This is a genomic window from Bradyrhizobium sp. BR 1432 (assembly GCF_051547705.1).
GTDB classification, from domain to species: domain Bacteria; phylum Pseudomonadota; class Alphaproteobacteria; order Rhizobiales; family Xanthobacteraceae; genus Bradyrhizobium; species Bradyrhizobium zhanjiangense.
This window is the reverse complement of sequence record NZ_JBPUGF010000003.1, coordinates 4,569,088-4,595,021: the sequence shown is the minus strand read 5'-3', so window position 1 is coordinate 4,595,021 and position 25,934 is coordinate 4,569,088. Positions and strand designations below refer to the sequence as shown.

The 25,934-nt window shown below is 60.8% G+C and carries 20 protein-coding genes and 4 pseudogenes; 9 read left to right on the top strand and 15 right to left on the bottom strand.

What is annotated here, in order from left to right:
* The first annotated feature begins 243 nt into the window (after positions 1-243).
* Positions 244-1,842, top strand: coding sequence for an alpha-amylase family glycosyl hydrolase (locus tag ACSKB8_RS22050; RefSeq protein ID WP_438106338.1), 1,599 nt, complete (start codon positions 244-246; stop codon positions 1,840-1,842).
* 148 nt (positions 1,843-1,990) lie between these two features.
* Positions 1,991-2,170 carry a CsbD family protein gene (locus ACSKB8_RS22045; RefSeq protein ID WP_091878224.1) on the top strand — a complete coding sequence of 60 codons (180 nt, stop codon included), beginning with the start codon at positions 1,991-1,993 and terminating at the stop codon, positions 2,168-2,170.
* Positions 2,171-2,306: 136 nt separating this feature from the next.
* Here ACSKB8_RS22045 and ACSKB8_RS22040 read toward each other — a convergent pair.
* From ACSKB8_RS22040 to ACSKB8_RS22020, 5 genes and pseudogenes are all read right to left on the bottom strand, one after another.
* Positions 2,307-3,310, bottom strand: a pseudogene (locus ACSKB8_RS22040) (NAD(P)H-dependent flavin oxidoreductase).
* A gap of 22 nt (positions 3,311-3,332) precedes the next feature.
* Positions 3,333-4,520, bottom strand: a complete 1,188-nt coding sequence (locus tag ACSKB8_RS22035; protein ID WP_438106336.1) for an acetyl-CoA C-acyltransferase — start codon at positions 4,518-4,520, stop codon at positions 3,333-3,335.
* 15 nt (positions 4,521-4,535) lie between these two features.
* Complete coding sequence (locus tag ACSKB8_RS22030; RefSeq protein WP_438106334.1) at positions 4,536-5,666, bottom strand: acyl-CoA dehydrogenase family protein; 1,131 nt, start codon at positions 5,664-5,666, stop codon at positions 4,536-4,538.
* A 24-nt stretch (positions 5,667-5,690) separates the two neighbouring features.
* A pseudogene (locus ACSKB8_RS22025) lies at positions 5,691-6,873 on the bottom strand (acyl-CoA dehydrogenase family protein).
* A gap of 14 nt (positions 6,874-6,887) precedes the next feature.
* A pseudogene (locus ACSKB8_RS22020) lies at positions 6,888-7,626 on the bottom strand (SDR family oxidoreductase).
* A gap of 360 nt (positions 7,627-7,986) precedes the next feature.
* Between ACSKB8_RS22020 and ACSKB8_RS22015 the strand changes: the two are divergent.
* On the top strand, positions 7,987-8,730 hold the full coding sequence (locus tag ACSKB8_RS22015; RefSeq protein ID WP_438106332.1) for an SDR family NAD(P)-dependent oxidoreductase: 744 nt from the start codon (positions 7,987-7,989) through the stop codon (positions 8,728-8,730).
* Positions 8,730-9,389, top strand: coding sequence for a glutathione S-transferase family protein (locus ACSKB8_RS22010; protein WP_438106330.1), 660 nt, complete (start codon positions 8,730-8,732; stop codon positions 9,387-9,389). The genes ACSKB8_RS22015 and ACSKB8_RS22010 overlap by 1 nt, the downstream gene beginning before the upstream one ends.
* 46 nt (positions 9,390-9,435) lie before the next feature.
* Here the strand turns inward: ACSKB8_RS22010 and ACSKB8_RS22005 are convergent, their stop codons facing one another.
* Positions 9,436-10,635, bottom strand: coding sequence for a CaiB/BaiF CoA transferase family protein (locus ACSKB8_RS22005; protein ID WP_438106329.1), 1,200 nt, complete (start codon positions 10,633-10,635; stop codon positions 9,436-9,438).
* 75 nt (positions 10,636-10,710) lie between these two features.
* Positions 10,711-11,343, bottom strand: coding sequence for a 2-hydroxychromene-2-carboxylate isomerase (locus ACSKB8_RS22000; protein WP_438106327.1), 633 nt, complete (start codon positions 11,341-11,343; stop codon positions 10,711-10,713).
* A 232-nt stretch (positions 11,344-11,575) separates the two neighbouring features.
* Here ACSKB8_RS22000 and ACSKB8_RS21995 point away from each other — a divergent pair, with 232 nt between their 5' ends.
* Positions 11,576-12,088 carry a winged helix-turn-helix transcriptional regulator gene (locus tag ACSKB8_RS21995; protein WP_091878246.1) on the top strand — a complete coding sequence of 171 codons (513 nt, stop codon included), beginning with the start codon at positions 11,576-11,578 and terminating at the stop codon, positions 12,086-12,088.
* 107 nt (positions 12,089-12,195) lie between these two features.
* Here ACSKB8_RS21995 and ACSKB8_RS21990 read toward each other — a convergent pair whose 3' ends face one another.
* From ACSKB8_RS21990 to ACSKB8_RS21980, 3 genes are all read right to left on the bottom strand, one after another.
* The gene (locus ACSKB8_RS21990; RefSeq protein ID WP_438106325.1) at positions 12,196-13,998 is read right to left on the bottom strand and encodes an AMP-binding protein; all 1,803 of its coding nucleotides are present in this window, start codon (positions 13,996-13,998) and stop codon (positions 12,196-12,198) included.
* Positions 13,999-14,131: 133 nt separating this feature from the next.
* Entirely contained in the window at positions 14,132-15,331 is a 1,200-nt protein-coding gene (locus tag ACSKB8_RS21985) for an ABC transporter substrate-binding protein (RefSeq protein WP_438106323.1), read from the bottom strand.
* 482 nt (positions 15,332-15,813) lie between these two features.
* Positions 15,814-16,155, bottom strand: a complete 342-nt coding sequence (locus tag ACSKB8_RS21980; protein ID WP_091878253.1) for a hypothetical protein — start codon at positions 16,153-16,155, stop codon at positions 15,814-15,816.
* 310 nt (positions 16,156-16,465) lie between these two features.
* Here ACSKB8_RS21980 and ACSKB8_RS21975 point away from each other — a divergent pair, with 310 nt between their 5' ends.
* Positions 16,466-16,933 carry a MarR family winged helix-turn-helix transcriptional regulator gene (locus ACSKB8_RS21975; RefSeq protein WP_370987674.1) on the top strand — a complete coding sequence of 156 codons (468 nt, stop codon included), beginning with the start codon at positions 16,466-16,468 and terminating at the stop codon, positions 16,931-16,933.
* Positions 16,934-17,360: 427 nt separating this feature from the next.
* Entirely contained in the window at positions 17,361-18,146 is a 786-nt protein-coding gene (locus tag ACSKB8_RS21970; RefSeq protein ID WP_438106321.1) for a Crp/Fnr family transcriptional regulator, read from the top strand.
* A 290-nt stretch (positions 18,147-18,436) separates the two neighbouring features.
* On the opposite strand, the gene ACSKB8_RS21965 is transcribed toward ACSKB8_RS21970, so the two are convergent.
* Together ACSKB8_RS21965 and ACSKB8_RS21960 are read right to left on the bottom strand one after the other, a co-directional pair.
* Positions 18,437-18,922: a phasin family protein gene (locus ACSKB8_RS21965; RefSeq protein ID WP_244550920.1), complete on the bottom strand. Its 486-nt coding sequence runs from the start codon at positions 18,920-18,922 to the stop codon at positions 18,437-18,439.
* Positions 18,923-19,784: 862 nt separating this feature from the next.
* Positions 19,785-19,971, bottom strand: a pseudogene (locus ACSKB8_RS21960) (hypothetical protein); the annotation flags it as partial.
* 222 nt (positions 19,972-20,193) lie between these two features.
* On the opposite strand from ACSKB8_RS21960, the gene ACSKB8_RS21955 reads away from it, so the two are divergent.
* Positions 20,194-20,460: a hypothetical protein gene (locus ACSKB8_RS21955; RefSeq protein ID WP_438106319.1), complete on the top strand. Its 267-nt coding sequence runs from the start codon at positions 20,194-20,196 to the stop codon at positions 20,458-20,460.
* A gap of 190 nt (positions 20,461-20,650) precedes the next feature.
* Here the strand turns inward: ACSKB8_RS21955 and ACSKB8_RS21950 are convergent, their stop codons facing one another.
* Complete coding sequence (locus ACSKB8_RS21950) at positions 20,651-21,397, bottom strand: LuxR C-terminal-related transcriptional regulator (RefSeq protein ID WP_438106318.1); 747 nt, start codon at positions 21,395-21,397, stop codon at positions 20,651-20,653.
* A 1,253-nt stretch (positions 21,398-22,650) separates the two neighbouring features.
* On the opposite strand from ACSKB8_RS21950, the gene ACSKB8_RS21945 reads away from it, so the two are divergent.
* Positions 22,651-22,809, top strand: a complete 159-nt coding sequence (locus ACSKB8_RS21945; RefSeq protein ID WP_438106316.1) for an H-NS histone family protein — start codon at positions 22,651-22,653, stop codon at positions 22,807-22,809.
* Between the two features lie 269 nt (positions 22,810-23,078).
* Here the strand turns inward: ACSKB8_RS21945 and ACSKB8_RS21940 are convergent, their stop codons facing one another.
* Together ACSKB8_RS21940 and ACSKB8_RS21935 are read right to left on the bottom strand one after the other, a co-directional pair.
* Complete coding sequence (locus tag ACSKB8_RS21940) at positions 23,079-23,600, bottom strand: transglutaminase-like cysteine peptidase (RefSeq protein ID WP_438106314.1); 522 nt, start codon at positions 23,598-23,600, stop codon at positions 23,079-23,081.
* Positions 23,601-25,242: 1,642 nt separating this feature from the next.
* Complete coding sequence (locus tag ACSKB8_RS21935) at positions 25,243-25,905, bottom strand: arylesterase (RefSeq protein ID WP_438106312.1); 663 nt, start codon at positions 25,903-25,905, stop codon at positions 25,243-25,245.
* Between the last annotated feature and the right edge of the window lie 29 nt (positions 25,906-25,934).

Sequence of the window (25,934 nt, the reverse complement as noted above, 5' to 3'; positions counted from 1 at the left end):
AATTTGCGCGTTGCATAGCAACCATCGTTCATGCCTGAACTTAGATGCCACATGATTGATGGCGGAGGACCGAGATCAAGGCGCTGGTTTGGCATGGCAAGGCGGACATCCGGTGCGACACCGTCACCGACCCGGAAATCCAGGACCCGCGCGACGCCATCATCAAGCTCACGAGCTGCGCCATCGCTGTCCGTTTACAGAGCTTGATCGAGAGGCCACCTGCAACGAGGTGAAATCGAGGCAATGACCAAATCCCGTGACGAACGCGCGTGGTGGCAATCCGCGGTCATCTATGAAATCGCGCCGATCTCGTTCCAGGATTCCAATGGCGACGGCAAAGGCGACCTCGCCGGCTTGATGTCGCGGCTAGACTATTTGAGATGGCTCGGCATCGATGCGGTGTGGCTCACGCCGATCTACCGCAGTCCCTTTCGCGATCTCGGCTATGATATCTCCGATTATTGTTCAATCGACCCGGGCTTCGGCACGCTCGACGAATTCGATCGCCTCGTCAGCGCCCTGCACACAGAAGGGATCCGGCTCATTCTCGACCTCGTCCCCAATCACACTGCCGACGACCACGCCTGGTTCGTCGAGAGCAGCAGTTCGCGCCACAGCGCAAAGTCCGATTGGTACATCTGGGCCGATCCGGCCGAGAATGGCGGACCGCCGAACAACTGGCTGAGTCGTTTCGGCGGTAGCGCCTGGGAGTGGTGTGACGCGCGGCGGCAATATTACTACCACTCCTTCCTGGTCGAGCAGCCCGACCTGAACTGGCGCAATCCGGACGTGAGGGCTGCGATCGCCGAGGTCATGCATTTCTGGCTCGACCGCGGCGTCGACGGCTTTCGCGTCGATGCCAGCGCCGTGCTGATCAAGGACGATCTGTTGCGCGACAATCCACCAAACCCGCAAGCCAAGGACAAGCCGCCGCCGCAACGCCATACGTCCGTGTTTACCGACGACCGGCCGGAGACGATGTCGTGCATCGAATTCATCCGTGAGGTGATCGATGGCTATCCGGACCGGCTATTGTGCGGCGAAGTTCAGGGCAAGACCGACCGGATCGGGCACTTCTACGGCAACGATCGACCGCGCCTGCACCTGCCGCTGAATTTCGCGCTGCTGGACTCGCGATGGGACGCGCTGTCGCTCCAGGCGACTATCGACGCCTATCTCAACGCCATTCCCAAGGACGCTTGGCCGGTGTGGGTGATCGGCGGGCACGACAAGCAGCGGATCGCGAGCAAGATCGGTGCCGCGCAGATGCGCGTGCTCGCGATGCTGTTGATGACGCTGCGGGGAACGCCGTTTTTCTTCATGGGCGACGAGATCGGCCGCAAACGGGTCCCTATTCCAGCCGATCGCGTTCGCGATCTCTTCGAGAAGCTTGTGCCGGGATATGAACTTTGCCGCGATCCCGAGCGCGCGCCGATGCGCTGGGATGACAGCGAGAGCGGTGGATTCACCACAGGCAGCCCATGGCTACCGCTGGGGCCGCGCGATGCGCCCAACGTGGCGCAGCAGAGGCGGGACGAACATTCCATCCTGGCGTTGTTTCGCGCGCTGATCGCGCTGCGGCGCGAGCATGCCTGTCTTCGCGAAGGCAGCCACGCGCCGCTGCGATCGCAAAACGACGTCCTCGCCTTCAAGCGCGTGACAGACGCGGGCGAAGTGCTGGTCGCCCTCAACATCGTCGCCGAGCCGCGGAGATGGCACTGGCACGGCCGTGGCCGCCTGCTGATGTCAACACATCTGGACCGGCCGCGCGAGCCATTGCCGGACGCATCGATCCTGCTTCGGGGCAATGAAGGCGTGATCATCGAGCTCGCACGGCGATGATCGGAGGAACTATCGGCGCGCCAAGGAGTTTGCCCCACGCCTCCGGCATCTGCCCCCTGCTGTCGGACGCACTTTGGACGAAACCGCAGGCCCCGGCGCTTATTCCCCCGTTTGGCGCCGGGGCAGCGGCGTGAGCTTGGAGGCTGCCATGGGCAAGGTGAAAGGTCTTAAGCGGCGGATCGCCGGCAAGGCGAAACAGGCCGTCGGCGAGATCGTCGGGGATCAGGAGCTCCACGAGGACGGCAAGGCCGAGGCGGAGCGCGGCCGCGAGGAACAGGGCCAGCCGAGCGAACTCAATCCGCTGAAGAAGCTCCAGCAGCTGACGTGAACGCGCCGTCGCAACCGGCGCTCTAGCAATCAGGTGAAGCGGACGACCGGCGTTCTCCTGGGTCTTGCAACCGCTTTGGAGGGATGCATTTCGCGCTTGGCAAGCCCTACGAGGTGCCAATCCGCTCGCCGTCGCTTCATGCGACCTTCAGGGCGGCCGTGCTGTCGGCGTCCAGGAATCCCGTAAGCCTGCCCCTGATCAGTCGCTCGGCGTCCGCCATGATGCGGTCGACCAGTTCCTTCACGGTCGGAATGTCGCGGATGAGTCCGACGACCATGCCGCAGCTCCAAGCGCCCGCGTCCATATCGCCGTCGATCATCACCTTCGGATAGACGCCCGCCACCTGGTCATGGATGTCGTCAATCTTGAGGCTTTTACCTTTCTCTCGCTCGATCTCCAGCAAGTCTTCGACGCCCTTGTTGTTGAGGACCCGCTCGGTGTTGCGGAGCGCGCGCATGACGAGCCGGGTATCGAGCTCCGAGGCCTGGACCAGCGCATTCTTGACGTTCTCATGCACCGGTGCCTCCTTGGTGGCGATAAAGCGCGTGCCCATGTTCATGCCGGCGGCCCCCATCGCCAGCGCCGCAACCAGGCTGCGCGCATCTGCCATGCCGCCGGATGCAACAAACGGGATCTTCAGTTCCTCGGCCGCACGCGGCAACAGGATCATGTTTGGCATGTCATCCTCGCCCGGATGGCCGCCGCATTCAAATCCGTCGACGCTGACGGCATCGCAGCCGATCTGCTCGGCCTTCAGCGAATGCCGGACGGAGGTGCATTTGTGGATCACCTTGATGTCGCCGGCCTTCAGAGCCGGCAGTACTGCTCGGGGCTGCGCCCGGCGGTTTCGACGACCTTGACGCCGCCCTCTCTGATCGCTGCGATGTACTCCGGATAGGGTGGCGCGCTGAAGGTGGGCAGAAAGGTCAGGTTCACCCCGAATGGTTTATCCGTCATGTCGCGGCAGCGCGCGATCTCCTTGGCCAGCAGTTCCGGCGTCCGCTGCGTCAGGCCCGTGATGATCCCCAGGCCGCCGGCATTCGACACCGCGGCGGCGAGTTCGGCGAACCCCACATAGTGCATCCCACCCTGGATGATCGGATGCTCGATGCCGAACAGTTCAGTGATCGCTGTCTTCACGAATGATCTCCCGCGTTTCCGCTCAGTGGATGATTTCAAACAATCCCGCCGCGCCCATGCCACCACCGATGCACATGGTCACCACGCCGTATTTCGCCTTGCGCCGCCGCCCCTCGATCAGGAGGTGACCGGTGAGCCGCGCCCCGGTCATGCCGTAGGGATGACCGATCGCAATCGAGCCGCCATTGACGTTGAGCTTGTCCGGGTCAATGCTGAGCTTATCGCGGCAATAGATCACCTGGACCGCGTAGGCCTCGTTCAGCTCCCAGAGATCGATGTCGTCGATCTTCAGGCCATGGCGCTTGAGCAGCCGCGGGATCGCGGCGACCGGACCGACGCCCATCTCGTCGGGTTCGACGCCGGCAGCGACGAAGCCGCGGAAGATGCCGAGCGGCTTGAGGCCCTTCCTGGCTGCAATCTTATCGCTCATGATCACACAGGCCGAAGCACCGTCGGAAAGCTGGCTGGCATTGCCCGCGCTGATCGTCTTGCCCTCGAACACCGGCTTGATCCTGGCCAGGACTTCGGCGGTCGTTTCCGGGCGCGGGCCTTCGTCCTTTGTCAGCGTCACCTGCTCGTAGGTCACCTCCTTCGTGTCCTTGTTGACGAGCGCCATCCTGGTGGTGAATGGCACGATCTCGTCGTTGAAGTGGCCGGCCTGCATGGCAGCGCCGACGCGGCGTTGGCATTCGAGACTGTATTCGTCCTGCTTGTCGCGACCGATCTTGTAGCGTTCGGCGACGATCTCGGCCGTCTCGAGCATCGACATGTACATTTCCGGCTTCATCGCCATCAACTCATCGTCGACGGCATGAAACCGGTTCATGTGGTCGTTCTGCACGAGGCTGATCGACTCGATGCCCCCGCCGATCGCGACCTCGACCCCATCCGATATCACCGAGCGCGCGGCAACGGCGATGGCCTGCAGGCCGGAGGCACATTGGCGGTCGATGGTGGTGCCGGCGACGGTGACCGGCAAGCCAGCGCGGATCGCGCCCTTGCGCGCGACGTTCATCACCATGGTGCCTTGCTGCATCGCGCAGCCCATCACCACGTCCTCGACTTCGCCGGGCGCGACGCCGGCCCGCTTCACGGCTTCGGCCATCACGTGCCCGGCCATGGTCGGGCCGTCCGTGTTGTTGAGCGCGCCGCGATAGGCCTTGCCGACGGCGGTCCTTGCGGTGGAAACGATGACTGCTTCAGTCGTCATGCTGGCCTCTTCTCTTTACGCGGCCGCATCCAGCTGCGCGTAGCGCAGCAGGTGGAACGCGGGATCGCCGAACTGGATGTTGATGGAGGAGATTCGCTTGAAATAGTGTCCGACGTTGAGCTCGTCGGTCATTCCCATGCCGCCATGAAGCTGCACCGCTTGGTCGGCGACGAACTTGCCGGCATAACCAATCTTCGACTTGGCGCCCGAGGCGAGCCGCGGAAGTCCCGCATCGCCCGCCGCGAGGCTGAGGTTGAGATGCTGCATCAGGGAGAGCGCCTCCTGATGCGCGATGAACATGTCGACCATCCGATGTTGCAGCACCTGGAAGGAGCCAATGGTGGTGCCGAACTGCTTGCGGGTCTTGGAATATTCCAGTGTGGCGGAATTCAGCTCGCCGATGGCGCCGACGGCCTCCGCGCAGAGGGCGCCGATCGCACGCTCGCGGCAAGCCTCCAGCGCGGCGACGCCCTCGCCTTCCCTCCCCAGCAATTGCGCGTGGACCTCACGCAGGTCGACCTCGGCGGCCCGGCGCCCGTCGATCGTCTTGAAGCTCTGAAGATCGACGCCGGCGGCGCGGCGGTCGACCACGAACAGGCTGACGCCGCCGCCGTCGCGGTCGTCGCCGGAGGTCCGCCCCGAGACGATCAGATGATCCGCCCAGGGCGCGGCGATCACCATGGTCTTCCGACCGCTCAGAACGTAGTCGTTCCCCTCACGCCGCGCCCTGGTCGCGACGTTAGCGAAATCGAACCGGGATGCCTTCTCCGTCCAGGCCAACGCCCAGATCTTGCTGCCGTCGATGATGCCGGGAAGGAAGCCCTGCTTCTGCTCCGACGTGCCCGCCTGCTCGATCAGCCCCCCGGCCAGCACGACCGTCTCGACGAAAGGCTCAACGACGAGGTGCCGGCCGAACTCCTGCATGATGATCATGGTCGACAGCGCGCCGCCGCCGAGACCGCCAGCGTCCTCGGAGAACGGCGCAGCGAGCAGGCCGAGCTCCGCGAAAGCCTCCCACTGCTTCCGGCTGAAGCCTTGCTCGCTCGCCACGATCTTTCGGCGCGTGTCGAAATCGTATTGATCGCGCAGCAGACGCTGGACGCTGGATCGCAGCATGTCCTGCTCTTCCGTGAACTGGATGTCCATCCGATCCTCCCGATGCGCCCGCGCCTAAAGGCCGAGCACTGCTTTGGCGATGATGTTGCGCTGGATCTCGTTCGATCCGCCGTAGATGCTGAGCTTGCGCGCATTCAGGTATTTCTCCGACGCGGTATGTCCGTAGTCGGGACCTGGCATGAAATGGTTGGCACTGGCCGGATGCTCGCGGATCGCAAGGCCGTAATTGCCCATCGCGCGGTGAGTAAGTTCGGTGATGCTCTGGAAGATCTCGGTGCCGCGGATCTTGAACAGCGACGCCGCCGGCCCCGGATCGATGCCGCGCGCCATCTGGGCGACGACGCGCAGTTCGGTCGCCTCCAGAGCCAGCACGTTCGAGCTCAATGCGGGCAATGTCCCGCAGAAACTCGAGATGTGCCGGATCGTCCGCCGGTATCTCGGCCTTCACGATCTGCTTCAGCTTCCCGATGTAACGGGTCGACCGGCCGATGCCCGCCATGCTGGTCCGCTCGTTGCCGAGCAGGAACTTGGCGTAAGTCCAGCCCTTGTTCTCCTCGCCGACAAGGTTCTCCAACGGCACGCGGACGTTCTCGAGGAAGACGTCGTTGACTTCATGGCTGCCGTCGATCGTGATGATCGGCCGCGCCGTCACCCCGGGCGACTTCATGTCGATCAGCAGGAAGGAGATCCCGGATTGCGGCTTCGCGCTCGGATCCGTCCGCACCAGGCAGAAAATCCAGTCGGCGTGCTGCGCCAGCGTGGTCCAGGTCTTGTGCCCGTTGACGATGTAGTGGTCACCCTCGCGCACCGCCTTGGTTCTGACGGTCGCGAGGTCCGAGCCGGAGCCCGGCTCCGAATAGCCTTGGCACCACCAATCTTCGCCGGATAGAATCCGCGGCAGAAGCTTCTTCTTCTGCGCCTCGTTGCCAAACGTGTAGATCACCGGCCCGACCATGGTCACGCTGAACGCGAGCGGCGGCAGCGTTCCGGCCCGAGAGGTTTCCTGCTCAAAGATGAAGCGTTGCGTGATCGACCAGCCCGGACCGCCGTACTCCTTGGGCCAGAGCGGCGCGATCCAGCCCTTCTTGTAGAGAATTCGATGCCAGAGCAGCGATTGCTCCTTGGTCAAATCGGTCTCGGGATTTGGAACGCGCATTTCCTGCGGATAGTTTTCCGCAATGAATGTGCGAACCTCGTCACGAAAGGCAGCATCCTCGCTGGAAAGATTGAGCTCCATCGCAACAGTCTCCGCTACCACTTCTCACCGAAGGGGCGGATCTCCAGCTCGAAGGTCCAGGCGCTGCGCGGCTGCTGATACAGCAGCCAATCAGGATTCCGCGACGGACGACGGCGGCATCAAGAGATCAGGATTATCGAGGGCATTCGGACCGAGCGCCTCGATCCGTCGTTGGCGCACCCATTCGGTGTCGACCCCGGAGTCGATGATGAGATGCGCCACGTGAATGTTCTTCGGCCCCAGCTCGCGCGCCGCGGCCTGGGCAACGGCCCGCAGACCGAACTTGGCACTGGCGAAGGCTGCATAGCCAATTCCGCCGCGCAGGCTCGCCGTTGCACCGGTGAAGAAGATGTTGCCCTTGCCGCGAGGCAGCATCAGCCGCGCGGCCTCGCGGCCAGCGAGAAAGCCGGAATAGCAGGCCATCTCCCAGACCTTGCGGAAGACGCGCTCGGTCGTTTCCAGAATCGGGAAATTGACGTTGGCGCCGATGTTGAAAATGCAGACCTCGAGCGGCGCGTGCTTGTCGGCGTCTTCCAGGAACGAGATGATCTCCTCTTCCTTGCGCGCATCGAGCGTGCGCGCGTGAATCTCGCCGCCGGCCGCCTCGATCTCCTTGACGAGCGGCTCGAGCTTGGCGCCGTTGCGGCGCCCGGCAAACACCGTGAAGCCCTCCGAGGCAAACTTCTTTGCGATCTCGCCGCCGATATAGTCGCCGGCACCGATCACGGCCACGGTTGCGTTTCTCTTTTGCAAGGGTCGTCTCCCGGTTAAATTAGACCTGTTGAAGCTGTTCTGCCGTGCCGGAGCGTCCAGCCCAATACGCTGTTCGCGCACCGTGATCACCCGGTCGCCTGCGATATCGGCCGCGCCTGAAAAACCCCGCCACTGCCAACCTCCCGAAACGCTGAGCCCGGTCCTTGGCCCAAGCCCATTCGAATTGGAGTTAACGTTCTTTTTTAGAACTCGTCAATCGCTAAATGACCATTTGGCGACTTAACGCCAGAGTGACAGAATAGCTGTCGCTTTGCGTAGCCCTTGCAGAACATCGTTTACAACATTGCGGCGAACGGCTAGCCTTAAGTATCAAATAAGAACTTATGGGGAGGAGTGATCATGGTCGAAGGTCCCGGCGTAGCAATCCTGGTGGGCGCGGGCGATGCGATCGGAGCCGCCGTCGCCCGACGTTTTGCCAAAGGCGGCTACACGGTTTGTATCTGCCGGCGTGACGCCACCAAATCCCAGGGGCTCGTGGACGAGCTGACGGCTGCCGGCTGTCGTATCCACGCCTTCAGTGTCGATGCGCGGCAAGAAGCCGAGGTGCAGAACCTCTTTTCCGACGTTGAACGCGATATCGGACCGATCGAGGTCTGCCTTTTCAATGCCGGATCGAACGTCAACAAGCCGCTCGTGGACACCACGGAGAGGCTCTTCTTCAAGGCCTGGGAGCTGGCGTGCTACGCCGGATTCCTCGTGGGCCGCGAAGCTGCGCGCGTCATGTTGCCGCGCGGTCGCGGCACCATTTTCTTTACCGGAGCGACCGCCAGCCTTCGCGGCGGCCAGGGCTTTGCCGCGTTCTCGTCGGCAAAATTCGGCCTTCGCGCGGTGGCCCAGGCCATGGCGCGCGAGCTTGGGCCGAAGAATATCCATGTCGTCCATCTCATCATCGATGCCGGCGTCGATAGCGAAGCCATCCACCAGCGCATGAAAGCGGCAAAGGGGATCGAGGCAGGCGCGATCCCGCCGGACAGCCTGACGAAGACCTCCTCTATCGCAGAAGCCTATTGGTTCACGCACCAGCAGAGCCGCGACGGCTGGACCCATGAACTCGATCTTCGTCCGTCGGTGGAGAAGTGGTGATGAACGCGACACCCGATCTCACGCTGTGGGGCGCCGGCACAAGCCGCACCATTCGTGCACACTGGGCGATGCACGAACTTGGCCTATCCTATAAGGTCAAGCCGATCGGACCTCGGACAGGCGAAACCAAAACCGCTGAATATACCAGGCTCAATCCCCGCCAGAAGATCCCATTGTTGCAGGATGGCGACTTCTGCATCGGCGAGAGCGCCGCGATCGTTGCCTATTTGTCGCGCATGTATTCGACGCCGGAACGCTCGCTGATTCCGAAGTCCACCCACGACTATGCCGCGTGGCTCGAATGGTGCTTCTTTGTCGTGGCCGAGCTCGATTCCACGAGCCTTTACGTCATGCGCCGCCACCGGGCGGACGCGCTGGGACACATCTATGGCGTCGCACCTGAAGTCGTCGCTCAAGCCGCGGAGTACTTTCGCGGCCAGCTGCGCCACGTTGAAGTCGCCTTGGCTGACGGCCGGCCGTTTCTCATGGGCGAGCGCTTCAGCAGCGCAGATATCCTCCTTACGACGTGCCTTGACTGGGCCATCGCTTATGGCGTCGGCATTTGCGAGAATGCGCTGCCCTACCTCGAACGCATCCAGCGACGGGAGGCCTATCAGCGAGCGGTCGCGGCTAATGTTCCTGTGGCCCCGTTGCGGTAGGGCCGGCAAAGCTCCAAGCGATCGCCGGCAGCGCTAACGCTTCTGCCTACACAGCCACGCGCAGGGCGCGCTCGGCAATCATTTTGTCGATGGCGCCGTCGTCGTATCCGAGATCGCGCAGCACCTCGCGCGAATGCTCGCCGACCCGGGGGGCCGGCCCGCCGATCGCAGCCTGGTTGATCTCGAAGCGGGCTGCCGGTTTCGGCTGCCGGACACGGCCGACTTTCGGCTGATCGAATTCAGCGATGATGCCGCGCGCTACCACCTGTTCGTTATGAATGATCTCACTCCGGCGCAGGATTGGTGCGCAGGGCACATCCGCGGCGTCGAGGCGCTCCAGCCATTCGGCGGTCGTATGCTGACTGATGTATTCCGCCATCTTGTTGATCCGCGCGGTGGCATTGACCGAGCGCGCCGCGGGAGTCGCGAAGCGGGGATCCTTGGCGAGCTCGGGATCGCCGGAGGCGTGGCAAAAGCCCTGCCATTCGGAGTCGGAGATGGTGCCGGCGGTGATGTAGCCGTCGCTGGTCTTGAACACCAGGTCCGGCCGATCATTCGGATCGACAGTGGCCGCCTCGGCACCGACCACCGTGTACTGCATCATGCCTTCCGGCCAGAGGTAGGAGATCATCGCATCCAGCATCGCCACTTGGATGTGGTCGCCCTGCCCCGTCTTCTCACGCGCATAGAGCGCCGCCGCCACCGCCTGAGCGGTGAACACCGCGGTGGTCTTGTCACATACGATGGTGCGGATCATCTGCGGCCGGTTCGTGACCGGCTGCGACTGGATATCGGCGAAGCCCGACAATCCCTGAACGATCGGATCATAGACGCGCTTCTTTACATAGGGTCCGGTATCGCCGACCCCGCTGATTGAGACGTAGATCAGGCGCGGATGGCGCTGGCGCAATTCCTCAACGCCGAGACCGAGACGTTCCATGGTGCCTGGCCGGAAATTCTGCACCAGGACATCGGCCTGCGCGACCAGCCGGGTGAGCACCTCGCATCCCGACATACTCTTGACGTCGATCGACAGCGAGCGCTTGCCGCGGTTTGAAGAGATGAATAGCGCGGAGAACTCGCCCTCCTTGTCGATGGTGGCGCGGCTGCGGCGGGTAATGTCGCCGCCGATCGGCTCGATCTTCAGCACGTCGGCGCCCTGATCCGCCAGAAACATGGTCGCGAACGGGCCCGACACCACGCCGGTCAAATCGAGCACTCGAACGCCGTGAAGTGGGCCGGGCATGGGCATTCTCCCTGAATTTACGTTTGCTTTGGGTCCGAGAGCGGCTTCGCCACGCAGCCCGGACAGTCGCCGCCGTCAGGCCGTCTTGGGAACAGGTTGCCTGATCTGCTCGACGATCGATTCCTCGACGTCACGGATCTGGTCCTTGCCGAAGAACATTTCCTTTCCGACGAAAAAGGTCGGAGAGCCGAATGCTCCCCGGCTGACGGCGTCGTTGGTCAGATCAATCAGCCTCTTCTTGACGTCATCCTGCTGCGCACGCGCCAACAGCCGATCGACATCGAGACCCGAGGAGACAAACGCGCGACGGAAGATTTCGAGGTCGTCCATTTTCTTCGGCTCTTCCCACATATGATGATAGGCGGCGCGGAAATAGGGCTCGAACATGCCCTCGAACTGGGCAGCGACAGCACCGCGCATCAGCGTCAGCGTGTTGACGGGAAAGAAGGGATTCTGGCGAAATTTCGTGATGTTGTGGCGTCGGATAAACCGCTGGGTCTCCAGCGCCTGATATTCCGGCTTGTTCTTGATGCCGCGAAGCGAGTCGAACGGCGACATGTTGCCGGTCGCCTTGTAGATGCCGCCGAGCAGAACCGGGACGTACGCGAATTTCACCCCGGTCCGCTGCTCAATGCCAGGGATGGCCACTTCCGCCAGGTAGGCGTTCGGGCTACCGAAATCGAACTGGAATTCAACCTTCAGGGTCATCTCGGCCTTCTCCCGGAGAGCGAATGGAGGTCACTGGCAATCCGATCGCCAGCGCGACTTTCGGCAACCATATAGTTCTAAAATAGAACTGTCAATGCGCCTGTAATCCGCTGATTTTGGCCTATTGGGAAGGGTATTGTTTGAAATCTAGTACCTATCTAGAATGCAAGAGTCGGTGCCGATCTCCGCGACGATTGGAGACGGCCTGTGCCGGGACGATTGGAGTGGGTGAATGAAGTGGAAAGAACTCGAGGAAGAGCCATGTTCGATGGCCCGAACCATCGGCGTGATCGGCGATCGCTGGACTCTTCTGATCCTGCGTGAATGCTTCCTGCGCACGCGCCGCTTCGAGGGATTTCAGTCGGCGCTCGGAATCACACGACACTTGCTCGCCGAACGGCTGAAAAAGCTGGTTCGGCAGGGCATCCTGCGCCGTATTCCCTACCAGGAATCCCCCAAGCGTCACGAATATATCCTGACCCAGAAGGGCCTCGACCTCTATCCGATCATGATGGCGATCGTGCATTGGGGCGATACCCACATGGTCGACGAGCGCGGCCGACCGTTGCTGCATCAGCACCGCAAGTGCGGAAAGGACTTCGATCCGGTCATGGTGTGCTCTGAATGCGGCGAGCCGCTGTCGGCCAAGGAGGTTCATACTCATCCGGGACCAGGTGCCCGCGGCACCCCCGCGACGGCGGCGCCGGAGGTCCGGAAGACAAAGACGCGCTCGCGCGCCGCTTGAGATGGCCGCCCACGGAATGCTGCTCGAGGGTCCGCGCATCGGATAGCAACGCAAGGGAGCGCATGCGGGCGCCGTCAGGCCGACACGCGATGTCGCTCAACTCGCCCTTACACTCGGACCACATCGCGGCCCGGTTCGCTGGTATAGAGGCGTTCAACCTGTTCGGAGCGAACCTTCAGCACGGCGCGTTGGTTGACATAGGCCTTGTCCGTGATCTCTCCGGCAGCCATTGATGGCGGATCCTTCAGCAGAGAGAAGGAACAAACTCTTTCGCTGCTTCCGACGGTCTCGTTATATTTCTGAAAACAATCCCTTAGAAATTGAATCACGAAGGGATCGCAGGTCAGATCTGCGGCTGGGTTCGTTGAAACTCGCGTCGCTTCGGTCGGATTCAACCAGCAGAGCAGCGCGCACGCCTCGCGATTTTCGCCCGCAACGACGATGTCGAGCAAGACGCCGCGCGTCGCGGCCAGGATTGCCGCGCGCATGTTTCCGATCGAGACCCAGGTGCCATTCGCAAGCTTGAAGTTCTCGGAAATTCTTCCCGTAAAGCGCAGCCCAAGCTCCGGCTTCTCTGGATCCAGAAACGAGACAGTGTCGCCGATGCGGTAGAATCCTTCCTCATCGAAGGCCCTTTCCGTCAAATCCGGCCTTTCGAGATAGCCGGGCGTGACGTTAGGGCCCTTGACCCTGGCCTCGTAGGTATCGGAGACCGGGATGAGCTTGAGCTGCAGCCCCGGCGCGGGAAGACCGATCTCTCCGGGCTGGTCCGTTGCCCAATGCGTCGAACTGATTGTCGGCGCCGTTTCGGTCGTGCCATAGCCCGACATGACAGGAATTCGTCGGCCGGTGACCGCGAATGTCAATCGATAGAGTTTTTCCAGGGTGCCCTGTGAAATTGCGGCGCCGGCATAACTCAATCGGTCCATCCGCTTGAACACGGTGGCGCCAAGGTCGAGGTCGTTCTCGATCGCATCACATAAGAGGTTATAGCCGGCAGGCACGTTGAACATGGCGGTTGGTGAAATCTCCCTGAGATTGGCGACCGTCTTGTGAAAGAGCTGCGGCAGCGGCCGGCCATCATCGATATAGAGCGTCCCGCCATTCTTCAGGATGCCGTGAAGGATGACATTGCTGCCCATCGTATGGTGCCAGGGCAGCCATTCAACCTGCACCGGCACGGCCGGAGGTGACACGAGCAGGCTGCCCATTTGCAGGGAGCTTGCCATCATGCGATGGGTGTTGAGCACCCCTTTGGGGAAGCCGGTCGAACCTGACGTGAAGAGAATCTTTGCGACGGCGTCGCAAGGCACCTCACGCGATGCGCGATCGAATCCTTCGCTCCCGGTTCGAGCCGCCAGAGCCTGAAAAGGCACCGTATCCGGCGCGCCATCGACGCTGAACCAGGTCGCGGCCGCCAATTCGGGAATCGCGCGGCTGGCGGAAAAGTCGCGTCCGCTTTGAACGAATACGAAGCTTGGGCGCAGCACTTCCGCGATGTCCTTGAGGCGTGCGAGGCCCCCCGGCATCAGCGTGTAGTTCGGCGAGATCGGCGCCAAGATGACCCCGATCGACATCGCCGCAAACGAGATCACCGCGTTCTCGATGGAGTTTCCGGAAAGCACCGCAAGCTTGTCGGCAGGCTTAGCGCCCAAATCGATCAGGCCTTGGCCAACCGCCTGAACCTGCGACCATGCCTCACCATAGGTGATCTCGTCCCATCCTCCCTTGGCATTGCGCTGCGCAAGGAAAACCCGATCCGGAACGGCATTGGCCCAGCGCGGCAGAAAATCTGTGATGCGCCAGTCGCACGGCGTCCATTCGAGTGGTGAGCTCAAGATAAGCGTGCCGTCGGTTCGACGCTCGATGGAAACCTCGCGGGGTGCAAACGTCAGTGCGGTCGTCGACATCGAAAATGATCTCCCGAATTGCTGAAAGGCGACCGCAGGCGGTGCAGTCCTGTCTTGCCCAGCGGCGGCCTGCCGGCGCAGAGCAAGCTCGGACGCAACTGATGCCGCGTCCGTCACTCTGGCTGGGGCGAAATCATTCGGACCTGGCGTCCAACACCTCGCCGAAGGCTTCCCAGGTCGATCCGGTCCATCGTTGCAAACGCATCTGCGTCCAGATCATGTTCTCGGATTCGCTGGTGTTCACCTTGATCCCGGGCAGCGCGGTCGGGACGACGAAATCCCTGAGGTTCTTGGCCTGCGCCAGAATGTTCTTGCGGGACAGGTCATTGCCGCATTGCTTCAGGATCTGCTCGAGCAGGATGCCTTGCTGATAGCCGGTCAGGTAGCTGCCGTTGGTGATATCGACGCCGGCCAGGTACTTGTCGAGAAACGCCCGATAAGCCTGCATGGCGGGATCGTCTTTCCATGTCGGATCCACGACGTCCTTGTTGATCGTCCCGACGATCACACCGACTGATTTGTCGAGGCCAGCCGGCGCGAGCGTGCCTCCGACCGAACCGGACGGAAAGTTGATGATCACGGTTGCTTTCCAGCCGATCACAGAAGCTTGCCGGATCGCCTGCGCTGCGAATTTCGGCGTTCCCGCGATCATCAGGGCGTCGGCACCAGAGCTTTTCAGGGTTGTGATCTGCGAATCGACGGTCGGCTCCGTGACCTCATAGGACGCGCTGACGACCTTTCGGTCGTAGTCCTTGCCGAGAAAGCTCTTGAAGGCATTGACGTAATCTTTGCCGAGATCGTCGTTCTGATAGAGGATGGCGTATTTGGCGTTCGGCAGCGTCCTGATCAGATATTTGGCGTAGATTTTTCCTTCGGTGTCGTAGCTGACAAGGCCTGTCGTCGTCAGCGGATAACTGCCAACGTCCGTGAATTTCGACGAGCCGCTGATGATTGCGATGCTGGGCACCGCTTTCGCCCTCAGGTATTTTGCTGTGGCCGAAAGGCCGGGCGTGCCGAGCTGGCCGAACATGAACGCCACTTCATCGCTCTCGACGAGCTTGCGGACGTGCTCCACCGCTTTCGGAGGACTGTAGGCGTCGTCATATGCGATGTAGTTGATCTTGCGGCCATTGATGCCGCCGCGGTCATTCACCGATTGAACGTAGGCGATGAGGCCCTTGCCCACGAGACCGATCGATGACGCAGGTCCGCTGAACGGAAACACCCCGCCAATCTTGATCTCGGTCGCGGTAACTCCCGGCTCGTCGGCTGCGAAGGCTGGACTGCTCAAAAGCAAAGCCAGAGCCGCAAGACTCTTCCATTTCGCCAACATGACCCGTCCTCCCTGATGCGCACCCATCCGGGCACGCCATTGTGTTTTGCTGACCGCCCGCCCGGCACCGCGCCGAGCGAATTGCGCGCCTCGCCGTCCAAGCGTGGTTGGCCAGCGCGGTAGGCCCTGCGGCCGTTCAGCTCGGCCATCTTGTCACAAAATCTACAGTTCTTTTTTTGAACTCGTCAAGCGATTTGATGACCATCGCTTTGGGACGGACCGCACATGCTGCGTCCGGTGAGACGTGCCAGTCTCCACGCAAATAGACTAAGCAGCGAAGCGCCTTCAATCGGAATGCCGCGTGGGGAAACGGAGCGCCTCGTCGTCGAGATCATCAGTTCTATTATTGTACTTATTTGGGCACGCTTGCGATCTTGCTGCGCGGCTCTATCGGGCCCTCGAGTCGGACAACGCCAGGTATCGCGGGGCGCAGTCATGGGAGAGCGAACAATCACGCTCCTGCTGAAGCCAGATCTCCCATGTCAGATCATCGTGCCCCGCATGAAGCAGCGGACCCGCGGATGACCGTCAATATAGTATTTCCAGACCATAGTCCGCCCAGTCTTGTTTGGCTGTGCGACCACGGCGCCGTCCGGCACCATCACCCATTCGCCATCGATGCGCACCCGGTAGTGGCCGTGATCGGATTCCCAATCGATATCGGCGACAAAATATCCATCGGCGTCCGAGCAACATGGTCCGAGCTCGCTGGACAGGCTCTCGAACCATTCCTTCAGCGGTGAATTGGCGTAGCGACCATCGTCACGCGCCGGCGCAGACGTTGCCAGCATGATGAGGGCCAGTGACCACACGATGCGCTTCATAGCGGGTAGCCCTGGTTTCTAGCCGTGTACACATCGGCCTATCGCAGGACGACGTCGTAAATGACCAACGGTTCCTGCGCCACCCGTGATCAAGACTGGAGATTCCATGTCTTCCTCCTCCGGCTGCGCCCGGCGCGCCGAGCGAACGCGCTGAGAGTCCGATCGCCGTCAAAATAGGGGCATATCAAACTATATTTGGATATACAGCAGGAAGCGTCAGCGCGCAACGCTCTCGCGCGCGCGTGCGGTTCTGGAACTATCGACAACAAATAGGAGCCGTGTGATATGTTGGACGCTGAGAGGGGTATTGATGCCGAGAGCAGCAGCAAAAGCATCCAATCTGGTCGATGACCCGGCGCGCTGTAACTGCAATCAAGTCCGCCGCGCAGCCAGACGTCTCTCCCGGTACTATGACCTCGCGCTAGCCTCGAGCGGGCTCAAATCGACGCAATACAGTTTGTTGGGTTATCTCGTAACGTCAGGGCCGATGACCATGGCCCAGCTCGCCAAGCTGATGTCCATGGATCGTGCGACCACGGGGCATAACCTGAGGCCGCTCGTGCGTGACGGCTTCGTCGAGATTTCAGTCGGCAAGAATGACCGACGGGAGCGTATCGTTACGATCACAAGGCAGGGTCATAAGACGCATGGGCGAGCCCTGGCTGCATGGCGGCTCGCGCAGACAGCCTTTGAAGAGGCCATGGGCGAACAGGAAGCCGCCGATCTGCGCGATTTGATGAAGCGGATCGTTGACCTCCCTCTCCCTCGCCCTGAGTAGATCATACGATTCAATTCGGCGCTCTCGTCATTGCACCAGTGTTGGTCCGGGTCAGAACATTCTTGCGGGAATTAGTTCGACCCCGAATAATCTCAGAGCGCGCTTGCAGTCCGCACCTTGCGCGTCACTGATCGCGGCCGACGTGCTTGTTCGGAGAGTGGTCGCTGGCACAACCCTCTTTCGGCTCCCGCGTAGGCCTGGTGAGCACAAGGTTGATGCGATCAGTTGTGCGGCGGCGCTGCCGGACGCCACTGGAGCCGCGACAGGATCTCGGCCGCAGGGGGCGGCTGTCCGGCATGCCCATTCATCGCTGGAACCATATCTGAGGTGGCCGGTTGGCTTGCTGTTGAGCTGTCACTCTGCAGAGCAGCTCGGCACGACCGGCACGAGTCCCAGCGCCGGTTATCCGTCGGGGGTGAATCCCGTGATGGACCACGCGACCAGAGTTGGTAATCGTTTGTTAGCAGCGTTGCCGCCGGCGGATTTTGCTTTGCTTGCACCTCATTTGCGGAAAGTCGCGCTCGAGCGCGACGCCGTACTGGTCCGATCAGGCGATCGGATCGAACACCTTCACTTCCCCTGCGGCGGCGCGATCGCCTTTATCGTGGACTTGCCGAACGGGCAGACGGCCGCCACGGGGGTAATCGGTCATGAGGGTGCCGTCGGTCTGACGTCGGCGCTTGGCGCATCCCGCTCACCCGTGACGGCGGTCGTCCGCGTCCCAGGGTCAGTGCTGCAGATTCCGGCGGCGCAATTCATGCCGGCTCTGCGTCGCAGCCCTGCGATCACATCCATGGTGCAGATTTTCACGAGATCGCTGTTGACGCAATTCCAGTACGTCGCGGCTTGCAATGCCCTGCACTCCGTCGAGGCCCGGATGGCGCGCTGGCTGCTTCACATTCACGACCGGGCGGATGCCGGCAATCTCCTCCCTTTGACGCAAGAGACCATGTCGGAGTTACTGGGAGTCCGCCGCACCACCGTCACGCACGTCGTGAGCGCGTTGCGCGCGTCAAGAGCGTTGAAATCGAACCGGCGCGGTCAGCTCGAGATTGATCGGCCGCGGCTCGAAGCCGTGGCATGCGAGTGCTACAAGGTGATGAGCCGCAGGATCGATCGGATCGTTTCGCAGGGCGCAGCCGAGGTTCTTCACGCCGCTCCGGCGCGAGCCTGCCAGCCGACCGGTAACCTACTATCCAAGGCAGGTTCGTAGACCCAGGCCTCCCTCGCGAACCACTCGTGTGTGGCGGCGCAAATCCGGCAATAGGTGCGCGAGAAGAATACTGCGCTGCACCGGAATCTTTCGCGATCGGTCTCGATCCCCGTCGAAATGGCGCTCCCCGTTTCCGGGCACTTAATCATTACTATACCCATCTTGATTTCCTGCAATCTATTGCCGGCTCTGAGCACACTCGCCCGCCATCGGCTGGACCGCGCCTCTCCTTGTCGGGGAGAGGCTTGTCCAGCCGATCCGCGCGGCCGGTAGCCTCGATTCAGACGGTCTTATGCGACGGTCCTTTGCAATACCCGGTTGAAGCCAGTCTTGATGGGCTCGGTCGTATCGATCGCGACTTTCTGCGCGAGCGCCCAAAGCTCCCGGTTCTGTGCGGAAGCGGCTTCGAAAGCCTCGCGGCTTTGGGCGGTCGAAAGATGTACGATATCCAGCAGCGATCTGGTCTCAGCGAGCCGGGAAAAAAATTCCAGGGTGGCACTGGTATTGTTTTTGGAGATCTCGATCACCCTGGCGCCGTAGTCAATGGTTCCCTTGACGTTCATAGAACAGGCTTCACGGAGAACGTCGCTGATCTCCTCGGAAGTGGATTTCATGCTCTCAATATTTTTCCTCGCCTGCGCGGCGCCCTGCTCGGCAAAGCCGCGGAAGAGTTCCTGGAAATTTAAAAGCGGCAACTCGAACCTTGGCTTTGCTCCGTTCGAGCTCTCATTCGCGGCATGCGTTTCGACTTTCACATTGGCATCATTCACGAGCATTCATCCTTTCAAGCGAAACTAGGTATGGATTGAAGACCCCAAAGCGCCCGGCACGTGCTGCGCCAGAAGACTAGCGCCCCTATTCTCGGCATGGTGGGATGCTGCTGCGAATGAACTGCCTCCCCCGGCCGAAGCCAACTATGATCGATCAAAGCCGAACCATCCGTTCGCTTTCGGACACTCGTTGCAATAATTCGACGAATTGCGACCAGGCGGCGCAGGGATGAAATTTAAATCTGCCAGGTTGCAACGACTGCTTGCTTGCCTTCTGAGCTCGCTCGCTTTCCCAGGACAGCCCGGTTGCGCAGGTGGCGCTGACGGCGCTCTGCCCGATCTACCCGGCCTCTGAGAACTCTCAAGTTCTGCGAGTTCGGAGGCAAGCGCTTCGAGACGCTGGCGAAGAACGGCAGCAGGGTCGTCCGCCGAGCGCGGATAGGCATGGCAGGTCTCCTGCTCGATAGACCAAGCTGCATGCACTAATGCTCAGATCCCGTTGCAGTCGAAACTCGAGTGGCGGGTCGCTCGCAATCGGGATTGCGTCTCCGCGCCTCGTCATCTTCATCTGCACAATCGACGCCGCCAGCTGCGATCGGGTTTTCGGAGCTCCCACCGGTCGCGAACGGCCCTTTACCACCGGCTCCCCCTCCACCGGATCCGCCACCGCCGGAGGTCCCTCCGGCACTTGATGACGCACCACGGCGACCGCCAGATGCTCCGCCACCTCCGGGGGCCCCACCACCGCCACCGCCACCGCCTGATGCTCCACCACCTCCAGCTGACCCGCTGCCAGAGGCTCTCGACCCTGCCCCGGACGGACGATCGTCGTCGAAGAATGACCTGCCCCCGTCGTCGTCTCGGGTTACACCGGTCTGTCCGCCCGAACGTGCGATCGCGGTCGAGGTCAGGGAGGTCGACAGAAGCAGCGTCATGACGGGGGGTGTCACGGCCGCGAATCTTCCGCAGGTTTTGAGGAATGCCCGCCGATCGTCGTCTTCAGTGCAGTCACGGGACACAATGCGCTCTCCTCGAGTTAAATATTTATTCCCCATATTATATATTAAATCCGCATTCAACCAAGACTTTTGTTTGAAAATGGGCAGCTGTTAAGCGTGTGTCGAGCCGGCAGCTCTTCGCCATTTTCCGCATCCTCTTGAACTTGCGGTTCTCCGCGGCGGCGGCCGTCGAATTTCGGGCTTGCAAATTGAGGATTTAATGTATTTATTTCTGATTTATATTAATCGAGCGACCACCAAGACACCGCAGGATTTGCCATGCCACTGCAGTTTCATCGATCCCTTGAGCGGATGGAGATATGGAGCGCGAGCAGCGATGGCTTCTCGTTTGTGATCAGCTTTGGAAGCCCCACGGGTCCAGGCTTTCACGGACGTTCCGGCTACCTGGCGAGTTGGCGACCGCTCTACCAGAACAACGGCGCGGTCAAGATCAGCGGCTCACCCTTCCGAACGCTGGCCGAGGCCGAGGGGGCCTGCCGCAACATGGCTGAGCATCTGGCTGCGACAACCGACCTCCCCACTTAACGTAATGAACAACGCATCTCGGACAGGATGCCCGAAAACAATCGACGATTGTTCGCAGGTCTCTGAGAGCGCCGCCGGCTCCTGTCCTGCTTGCGTGCACCGGCCCCGTGGCACGGCCGCGACAGCAAAGGCCTACACCGAAGCTGCAGCGAGGTTAACGGAACAATATCCAGTCAAGTGCGATTTGCAGCTAACGCGTACGTTCCGGAAGGACACCGTTGCACTTGGCGTCCTCGTCATCTCGAACCACCGGATCCGGCTGGAGCAGCCCGGAGGAGGCGAACTCACGCGGAGCTGCATGCTGCTCGTTTTGCGAAATCGCCAATGCCGCGAGAACTGTACGATTGCTGATATCCAGCTTCTGGAAGATGTGGTGAAGGTGGACCTTGATCGTACCGTCGGCAATGTTCAGGCGGCGCCCAATCTCCTTGTTCGACAACCCCTCCGATACGAGCCTCATGATCTGCCGCTCCCGGTCGGTCAGTTGTGTCAGGGACTTCTCCTCACCTGCGCGAGGCTCCGCACTGATCTCCCCACCGGGGCCCGTCGACCCCGACGCAAGTCCTTGGTTCTGTGCAACTTCCCGCAGGGTCGCGACCAGCATCTCCGGCTTGGCATCCTTCGTGAGAACGACGCACGCGCCGTCTGCGGCCAGCCTTTGCAACTCGCGATCGCCAGCCTTACCAGCGAAGAAAATGACCCGGGCTCCTCGGCCAGCGGTGTTTGCCAGAGCAAGAAGATCCGGCCGGCTGACGTTGGGCATTGCGTTATCGACCAGCACAATGTCCGGCACGAGGAGTCGAATCGCCTCGATGCAGTTCGCAGCATCGCCGCAGGAGGCCACGATCGCAAAATCGTGCTGCGCCGCAAGGACGCTGCTGATGCCCTGCAAAACGATCGGGTGCCGATCCGCGATGACAACTCTGATGCGGCGCATGCTTCCCTTGCCTATCGCTAATAGCTCCGCATGCAGCCGTTTAATCCACCATTCCCTCTATAGAGACGCGCAGGAGGCATAACCGATCCGTTCTGCCAAAACGTCGCACTGCCAACTTCGCCACGGCACGTATCGGCAACGCTTGATGGCCGCATCAACGTAACTCGCTTAGAGAATGCATGCAGCACCGTAAGAATGCGGGTCTCCTCAAGGAAATCCGAAACCGCATATTCATCGACTAAACCGCGATTTCTACTGCAATTAAGGGTTGTAGCAACATGAAAGCCCTCCCAAAGAATGTATTGATGCAGTAATTTGGCCGCTTCGTCAGTGTTGGTTAACATCATCTAACTCGTCACCGGCCACTTATTACGAACGATATATAGGGACATTCACGATTCAAATCTAACATTCGACAAAGTTTCACCGGAGCGAGGCAATCTGAAAAGCCTCGCCCCAGACAGGAAGGTCGAGAAAGAGGAGGCGCAAAAAAGTAATACTATTCCTTAAGATAATGCGAGGACTGGTCATCGAGCGTGACAGCGGCTGGAATCATTCCGATCTCAGTCGTGTGCCAGCCGGGAGGCTCAAATGAGGGGCACGAATTTATTTCCAACCATTGATCAGGGATCTCGAACGATAACTGTACTGCTTCAGTAGTAGCACCGATGAAAACTTGTCAGCAAAGTTGGGGCGGCATTTCGTCAACCCGCAACTTCCAATCTGCAGTCACGGGTTCATCGCTGGTCATGAGTAGGTGGTCACATGTATTCTTCGGCTATTTTGCGTCAAACGCATGAGGCGCTGATCGTTCAATTCACTGAATTGCAGAATTTACGTAGTCGCGTGTTGATGGCCGAGCAGCGCTTGCTTGGTCCAATGCGAAGGGGCCGTCGGCGGAGAGCGGCCGAGAGGCGGCCGGTCGGTCGGAGGCACGGACCCGGCCGGTAGCATCAAGAAGAACCGCGTTGCAGACCGGGCTGTGCGCGAGGTGATCGTGCTTGCCCGACCCGGGTTCGACCTGATAAGTCCCCCTCCTATTTCAAATCGGAAGTAGTGGGGACGGCTTCCATGGAGAAGGACGACTGGGCATCCGCGACCACAGCCGAGCTGTGGCGGCTTTACGATGAGGTGACGACTGTTCTCAGTCGGAGAATGATCGCGGAAAAAGCCAAGCTCGAAGAACGACTTCGCAGGATTGAGGGAACTGCCGGGGCCCCGAACGCGGAGCGTGCGCGCCGTCCCTACCCCCAGTGCTGCCGAAGTACCGGAACCCGAAGGACCCATCCGAAACCTGGTCCGGTCGCGGTAAGCAGCCCCGATGGCTGAAAGCGCAGCTTCGAGCCGGCAAGAAGCTGACCGATCTACTGATCAACCGCCCATCCGGACAAAGCCGCCGCCGGACGGGCTGAGCGCCACGGCCGTATCCCGACGCCGCGCGCCGAGACGATGCCCTTTGCCGCGGGCGGCTTACTCCGCGGTTCGGGCCGTCCTTGCCGCCAGGAGGCCGCAGCCCATTGACCGCAATGCCGAACTGCACGGGGCCGGCAACGACGGCCATGGTGGGCAGCTTTCGGATCTCGCCGCTGCCGGTCCACCGATGAGCAGTAGGCCCGATCCACGGGAGCGCGGCGCCAAGGGAAAGGAAATGGCGATCCGCATCGCGCTCGCCCGGTAACGATTACGCCCCTTTCCCGTCGATCGTCGCCCACAGCTGGTGACTGCTCGGCATTTGCACGCGAAGCCAACGATAGGGGACTCGCGACCAGAGCTTGATCTCTGGGGCGAGATTGTCGAGCACGAGATCGCCGCTCCGGGTGCGGACGAGCAGCACCAAATGATGTTCTCCGGAACTGACGATGACCTCGCTCAGTAGCAAGGCCCGCGCCGGCCAGCCACGCCGAAGGAGTTCGTGACGTTTGCTTACAGCGTAGTCGTTGCAGTCCCCGCGATCGGGATTGACGCTCCACGCCTCGCCGGCCAAGCCGAGGTTGTTGGGCACCGGCATAATGGCCAGATTGACCGCACGGTTGACCTCCAAGAGATCCGCCCACCGCTCCTCGGTCAGCCGGACCGGGCCGCCCCGGAAGCCACGCCGCGAGCGGCATTCGGCCTCATAGCGCAGGCAGAACATCGTGTACGTCAAAGGCGGAAGCGTGGGCCGCCCGAGTTCGATGCGCCCTAGTGCTGCTTGAGAAGTCATGGGCATCGCCAGGCGTCCTGCGTCCGCCCATGGAGTACCTCCGACCATCATGGCGACCGCTACAACCAACACGGAGCCGGAGACTCGATACATCTGCCGATCCCCTTGCGAACACCACTGAGGCTCAGATCCAGCCGCAGCGAGGCCATGGCCAGAACCGCGCGATTAATTGTCATATCCAAATGTATTAAATTTTATCTAATTATCAACCAAAATAACATTCGAGATTAAATAATCCAGCTTCGGACGAAAAAAGCTGAGCCTGCCAGTGGACAAGCAGGTTCAAATGCGCGTCGGTTGCTTCTCTCCGAGAGCGCTGCTGCCCTTACGCGGCTGCCGTCTGTCAGCGACGGTGGCATTCGCGTCGCGAGCGTCGCGCTGTTATCGGGCGGAACGGCGCCGAAGGCGCGCTGCCTCCAACTTCGTCCCCTCATAATTCAGGCGGCAATCGTAGCGGTGACTTCGCTCGCCAAGCGAATGGCTGCAATGAGCAGACATATTTTTGCAACACGCAAACGCCGCACTCGGTCCGCGGTTATGCACCGGATTTTGTGTGCAGGGCGGGGACGCGAGTCGAAATCGCCAGCACCATTGCTTCTCGCACAGGACGCCGCCTGACAGAAGCCTGCGATGGAGCCTTGGAATCGGCGGCGATCCGAACGCGCGGATTGGACGTTCAAGTCCAGCTATGCCGACGTTGTTCGTCAAGCTAGCCGATTTGAACCCATTGACCGATCATGACGGCTGCACCTTTTCGATCGCCTCCGGCAATCCACCGGCGGTCTCTTGATCAGCGGGTAGTGCGCTCGCGACAGCCGCAGGGCGTGCGCGACTGATCTCCCAAGGCCACAAATCCACTGGTTCGCCCGTTCCCGAAATAGAAATTTTTGCGCGTAGGGCGGGGCGAGCCGCTCCAGAATCAGGTGCCGCTCCAAACGGATCTCGCGTTCGAGGGCATCCGAATAGATCGGGAGCGCGTGGATTGTCTCACGAGGGATTCTACACGACACGTGCCCAAATGGGGTCGCTACCCCGACCACGATGGCCTTGCCATCCCACTCGACCTCGCCAACGAACTCGATGTCTCCGACAGAGCTCCGCGTCATATCAAAAATCCCATATCCAATAAATAGGCTCCATTTATCTAGATTATTTAATAAGACATTTAATTCAAGTGAAATCTTCTTTCTGAAACTGACTAACCGCACTTCGATGTTGCCAGAATCAACCGCTTCAAGCTCTCGCGATGATCGACGCACTCTTTTTTGGAGGGATGGTGGCCCCACGCGATTGACAGGGCATGGGATCGGCAAGCTCTCCAAACGCAATGGCTCCGGCGCCTTGCCTTCGCTCTTGTTGTTGTCCCTCCTTCAGCCAGCGCTTCAGGACGCGCCGTTGCGCGGCCCGAACCGGCCTCTCATAGCGCTCCAATCCAGTAAGACGCTTCGCTAGCTTCGGGCTTGGGCATTCCATCAACGCAACAAGTATGTCATGGCGGATCTGCCGAATGCGAGAATGCGACGCAGCACAGGACGGACATCCCGATGTCGCCGATAGGCCCATAAGCGGAAGCGGCCCGGCGCTATTCATCGCCTCGTCGGGGACAATGAAATGGGCGCCATTCGGCGCAACCTGGAAGGGATCAACGACCCCTATGACGCGCGCGGTCGATGAGGACCTCGACCTTTGGCAATATGCGCGTGACGACCGCTTCGATTCCGGCCGCGGTCGGGTGTAGGCCGTCCGGCAGTTTGAGCTGAGTATCGTCCACAAACGCATCGTCGAAAGCCGGATAGAACAACACATTGTGCTCTCTGGCAAGATCAGAGAACATCGCCGCAAAGGCACGCTTGTATTCATCTCCACGGCTGGGTTGGGTCCGCACCCCGCAAAGAAGCACGACAATCCGCCGAGCTTCGAGATTGCGTAGTATCTCCCCGAGCGCCGCGCGAGTGACATTTGGTTCGAATCCCCTAAGCATGTCATTCGCACCGAGTTCCAAGATTACCGCGTCAGTATCGTCACTGATCGATCGGTTCAATCTAGCAAGACCCCTTGCAGCTGTGTCACCAGACACACCTGCATTTGCAACCGCGGCTGGTTGACCTCTGGCTCTCAATGCAGCTTCTAGTTTCTTCGGAAAGGCGGAGCCAGCGGGGACACCGTACCCGGCAGTGAGAGAATCCCCGAGCGCGACAATTCTGACCACCGTTTCATCGGCTCGAACATTATGGTTCGTTGTCCACGCCGGCACGATGGAAGCCGCGGCGACAATGATCGTGAGGCGAAGAGTGGGCGTGACCATACTAAACAATAATCCGGATAGCGAACAAA

What these genes read in the sequence shown, in the direction of transcription:
- ACSKB8_RS22050 (WP_438106338.1), top strand. Translation starts at nt 244, where the DNA reads ATGACCAAATCCCGTGACGAACGCGCGTGGTGGCAATCCGCGGTCATC.
- ACSKB8_RS22045 (WP_091878224.1), top strand. Translation starts at nt 1,991, where the DNA reads ATGGGCAAGGTGAAAGGTCTTAAGCGGCGGATCGCCGGCAAGGCGAAA.
- ACSKB8_RS22035 (WP_438106336.1), bottom strand. Translation starts at nt 4,520, where the DNA reads ATGACGACTGAAGCAGTCATCGTTTCCACCGCAAGGACCGCCGTCGGC.
- ACSKB8_RS22030 (WP_438106334.1), bottom strand. Translation starts at nt 5,666, where the DNA reads ATGGACATCCAGTTCACGGAAGAGCAGGACATGCTGCGATCCAGCGTC.
- ACSKB8_RS22015 (WP_438106332.1), top strand. Translation starts at nt 7,987, where the DNA reads ATGGTCGAAGGTCCCGGCGTAGCAATCCTGGTGGGCGCGGGCGATGCG.
- ACSKB8_RS22010 (WP_438106330.1), top strand. Translation starts at nt 8,730, where the DNA reads ATGAACGCGACACCCGATCTCACGCTGTGGGGCGCCGGCACAAGCCGC.
- ACSKB8_RS22005 (WP_438106329.1), bottom strand. Translation starts at nt 10,635, where the DNA reads ATGCCCGGCCCACTTCACGGCGTTCGAGTGCTCGATTTGACCGGCGTG.
- ACSKB8_RS22000 (WP_438106327.1), bottom strand. Translation starts at nt 11,343, where the DNA reads ATGACCCTGAAGGTTGAATTCCAGTTCGATTTCGGTAGCCCGAACGCC.
- ACSKB8_RS21995 (WP_091878246.1), top strand. Translation starts at nt 11,576, where the DNA reads ATGAAGTGGAAAGAACTCGAGGAAGAGCCATGTTCGATGGCCCGAACC.
- ACSKB8_RS21990 (WP_438106325.1), bottom strand. Translation starts at nt 13,998, where the DNA reads ATGTCGACGACCGCACTGACGTTTGCACCCCGCGAGGTTTCCATCGAG.
- ACSKB8_RS21985 (WP_438106323.1), bottom strand. Translation starts at nt 15,331, where the DNA reads ATGTTGGCGAAATGGAAGAGTCTTGCGGCTCTGGCTTTGCTTTTGAGC.
- ACSKB8_RS21980 (WP_091878253.1), bottom strand. Translation starts at nt 16,155, where the DNA reads ATGAAGCGCATCGTGTGGTCACTGGCCCTCATCATGCTGGCAACGTCT.
- ACSKB8_RS21975 (WP_370987674.1), top strand. Translation starts at nt 16,466, where the DNA reads ATGCCGAGAGCAGCAGCAAAAGCATCCAATCTGGTCGATGACCCGGCG.
- ACSKB8_RS21970 (WP_438106321.1), top strand. Translation starts at nt 17,361, where the DNA reads ATGGACCACGCGACCAGAGTTGGTAATCGTTTGTTAGCAGCGTTGCCG.
- ACSKB8_RS21965 (WP_244550920.1), bottom strand. Translation starts at nt 18,922, where the DNA reads ATGCTCGTGAATGATGCCAATGTGAAAGTCGAAACGCATGCCGCGAAT.
- ACSKB8_RS21955 (WP_438106319.1), top strand. Translation starts at nt 20,194, where the DNA reads ATGCCACTGCAGTTTCATCGATCCCTTGAGCGGATGGAGATATGGAGC.
- ACSKB8_RS21950 (WP_438106318.1), bottom strand. Translation starts at nt 21,397, where the DNA reads ATGCGCCGCATCAGAGTTGTCATCGCGGATCGGCACCCGATCGTTTTG.
- ACSKB8_RS21940 (WP_438106314.1), bottom strand. Translation starts at nt 23,600, where the DNA reads ATGACTTCTCAAGCAGCACTAGGGCGCATCGAACTCGGGCGGCCCACG.
- ACSKB8_RS21935 (WP_438106312.1), bottom strand. Translation starts at nt 25,905, where the DNA reads ATGGTCACGCCCACTCTTCGCCTCACGATCATTGTCGCCGCGGCTTCC.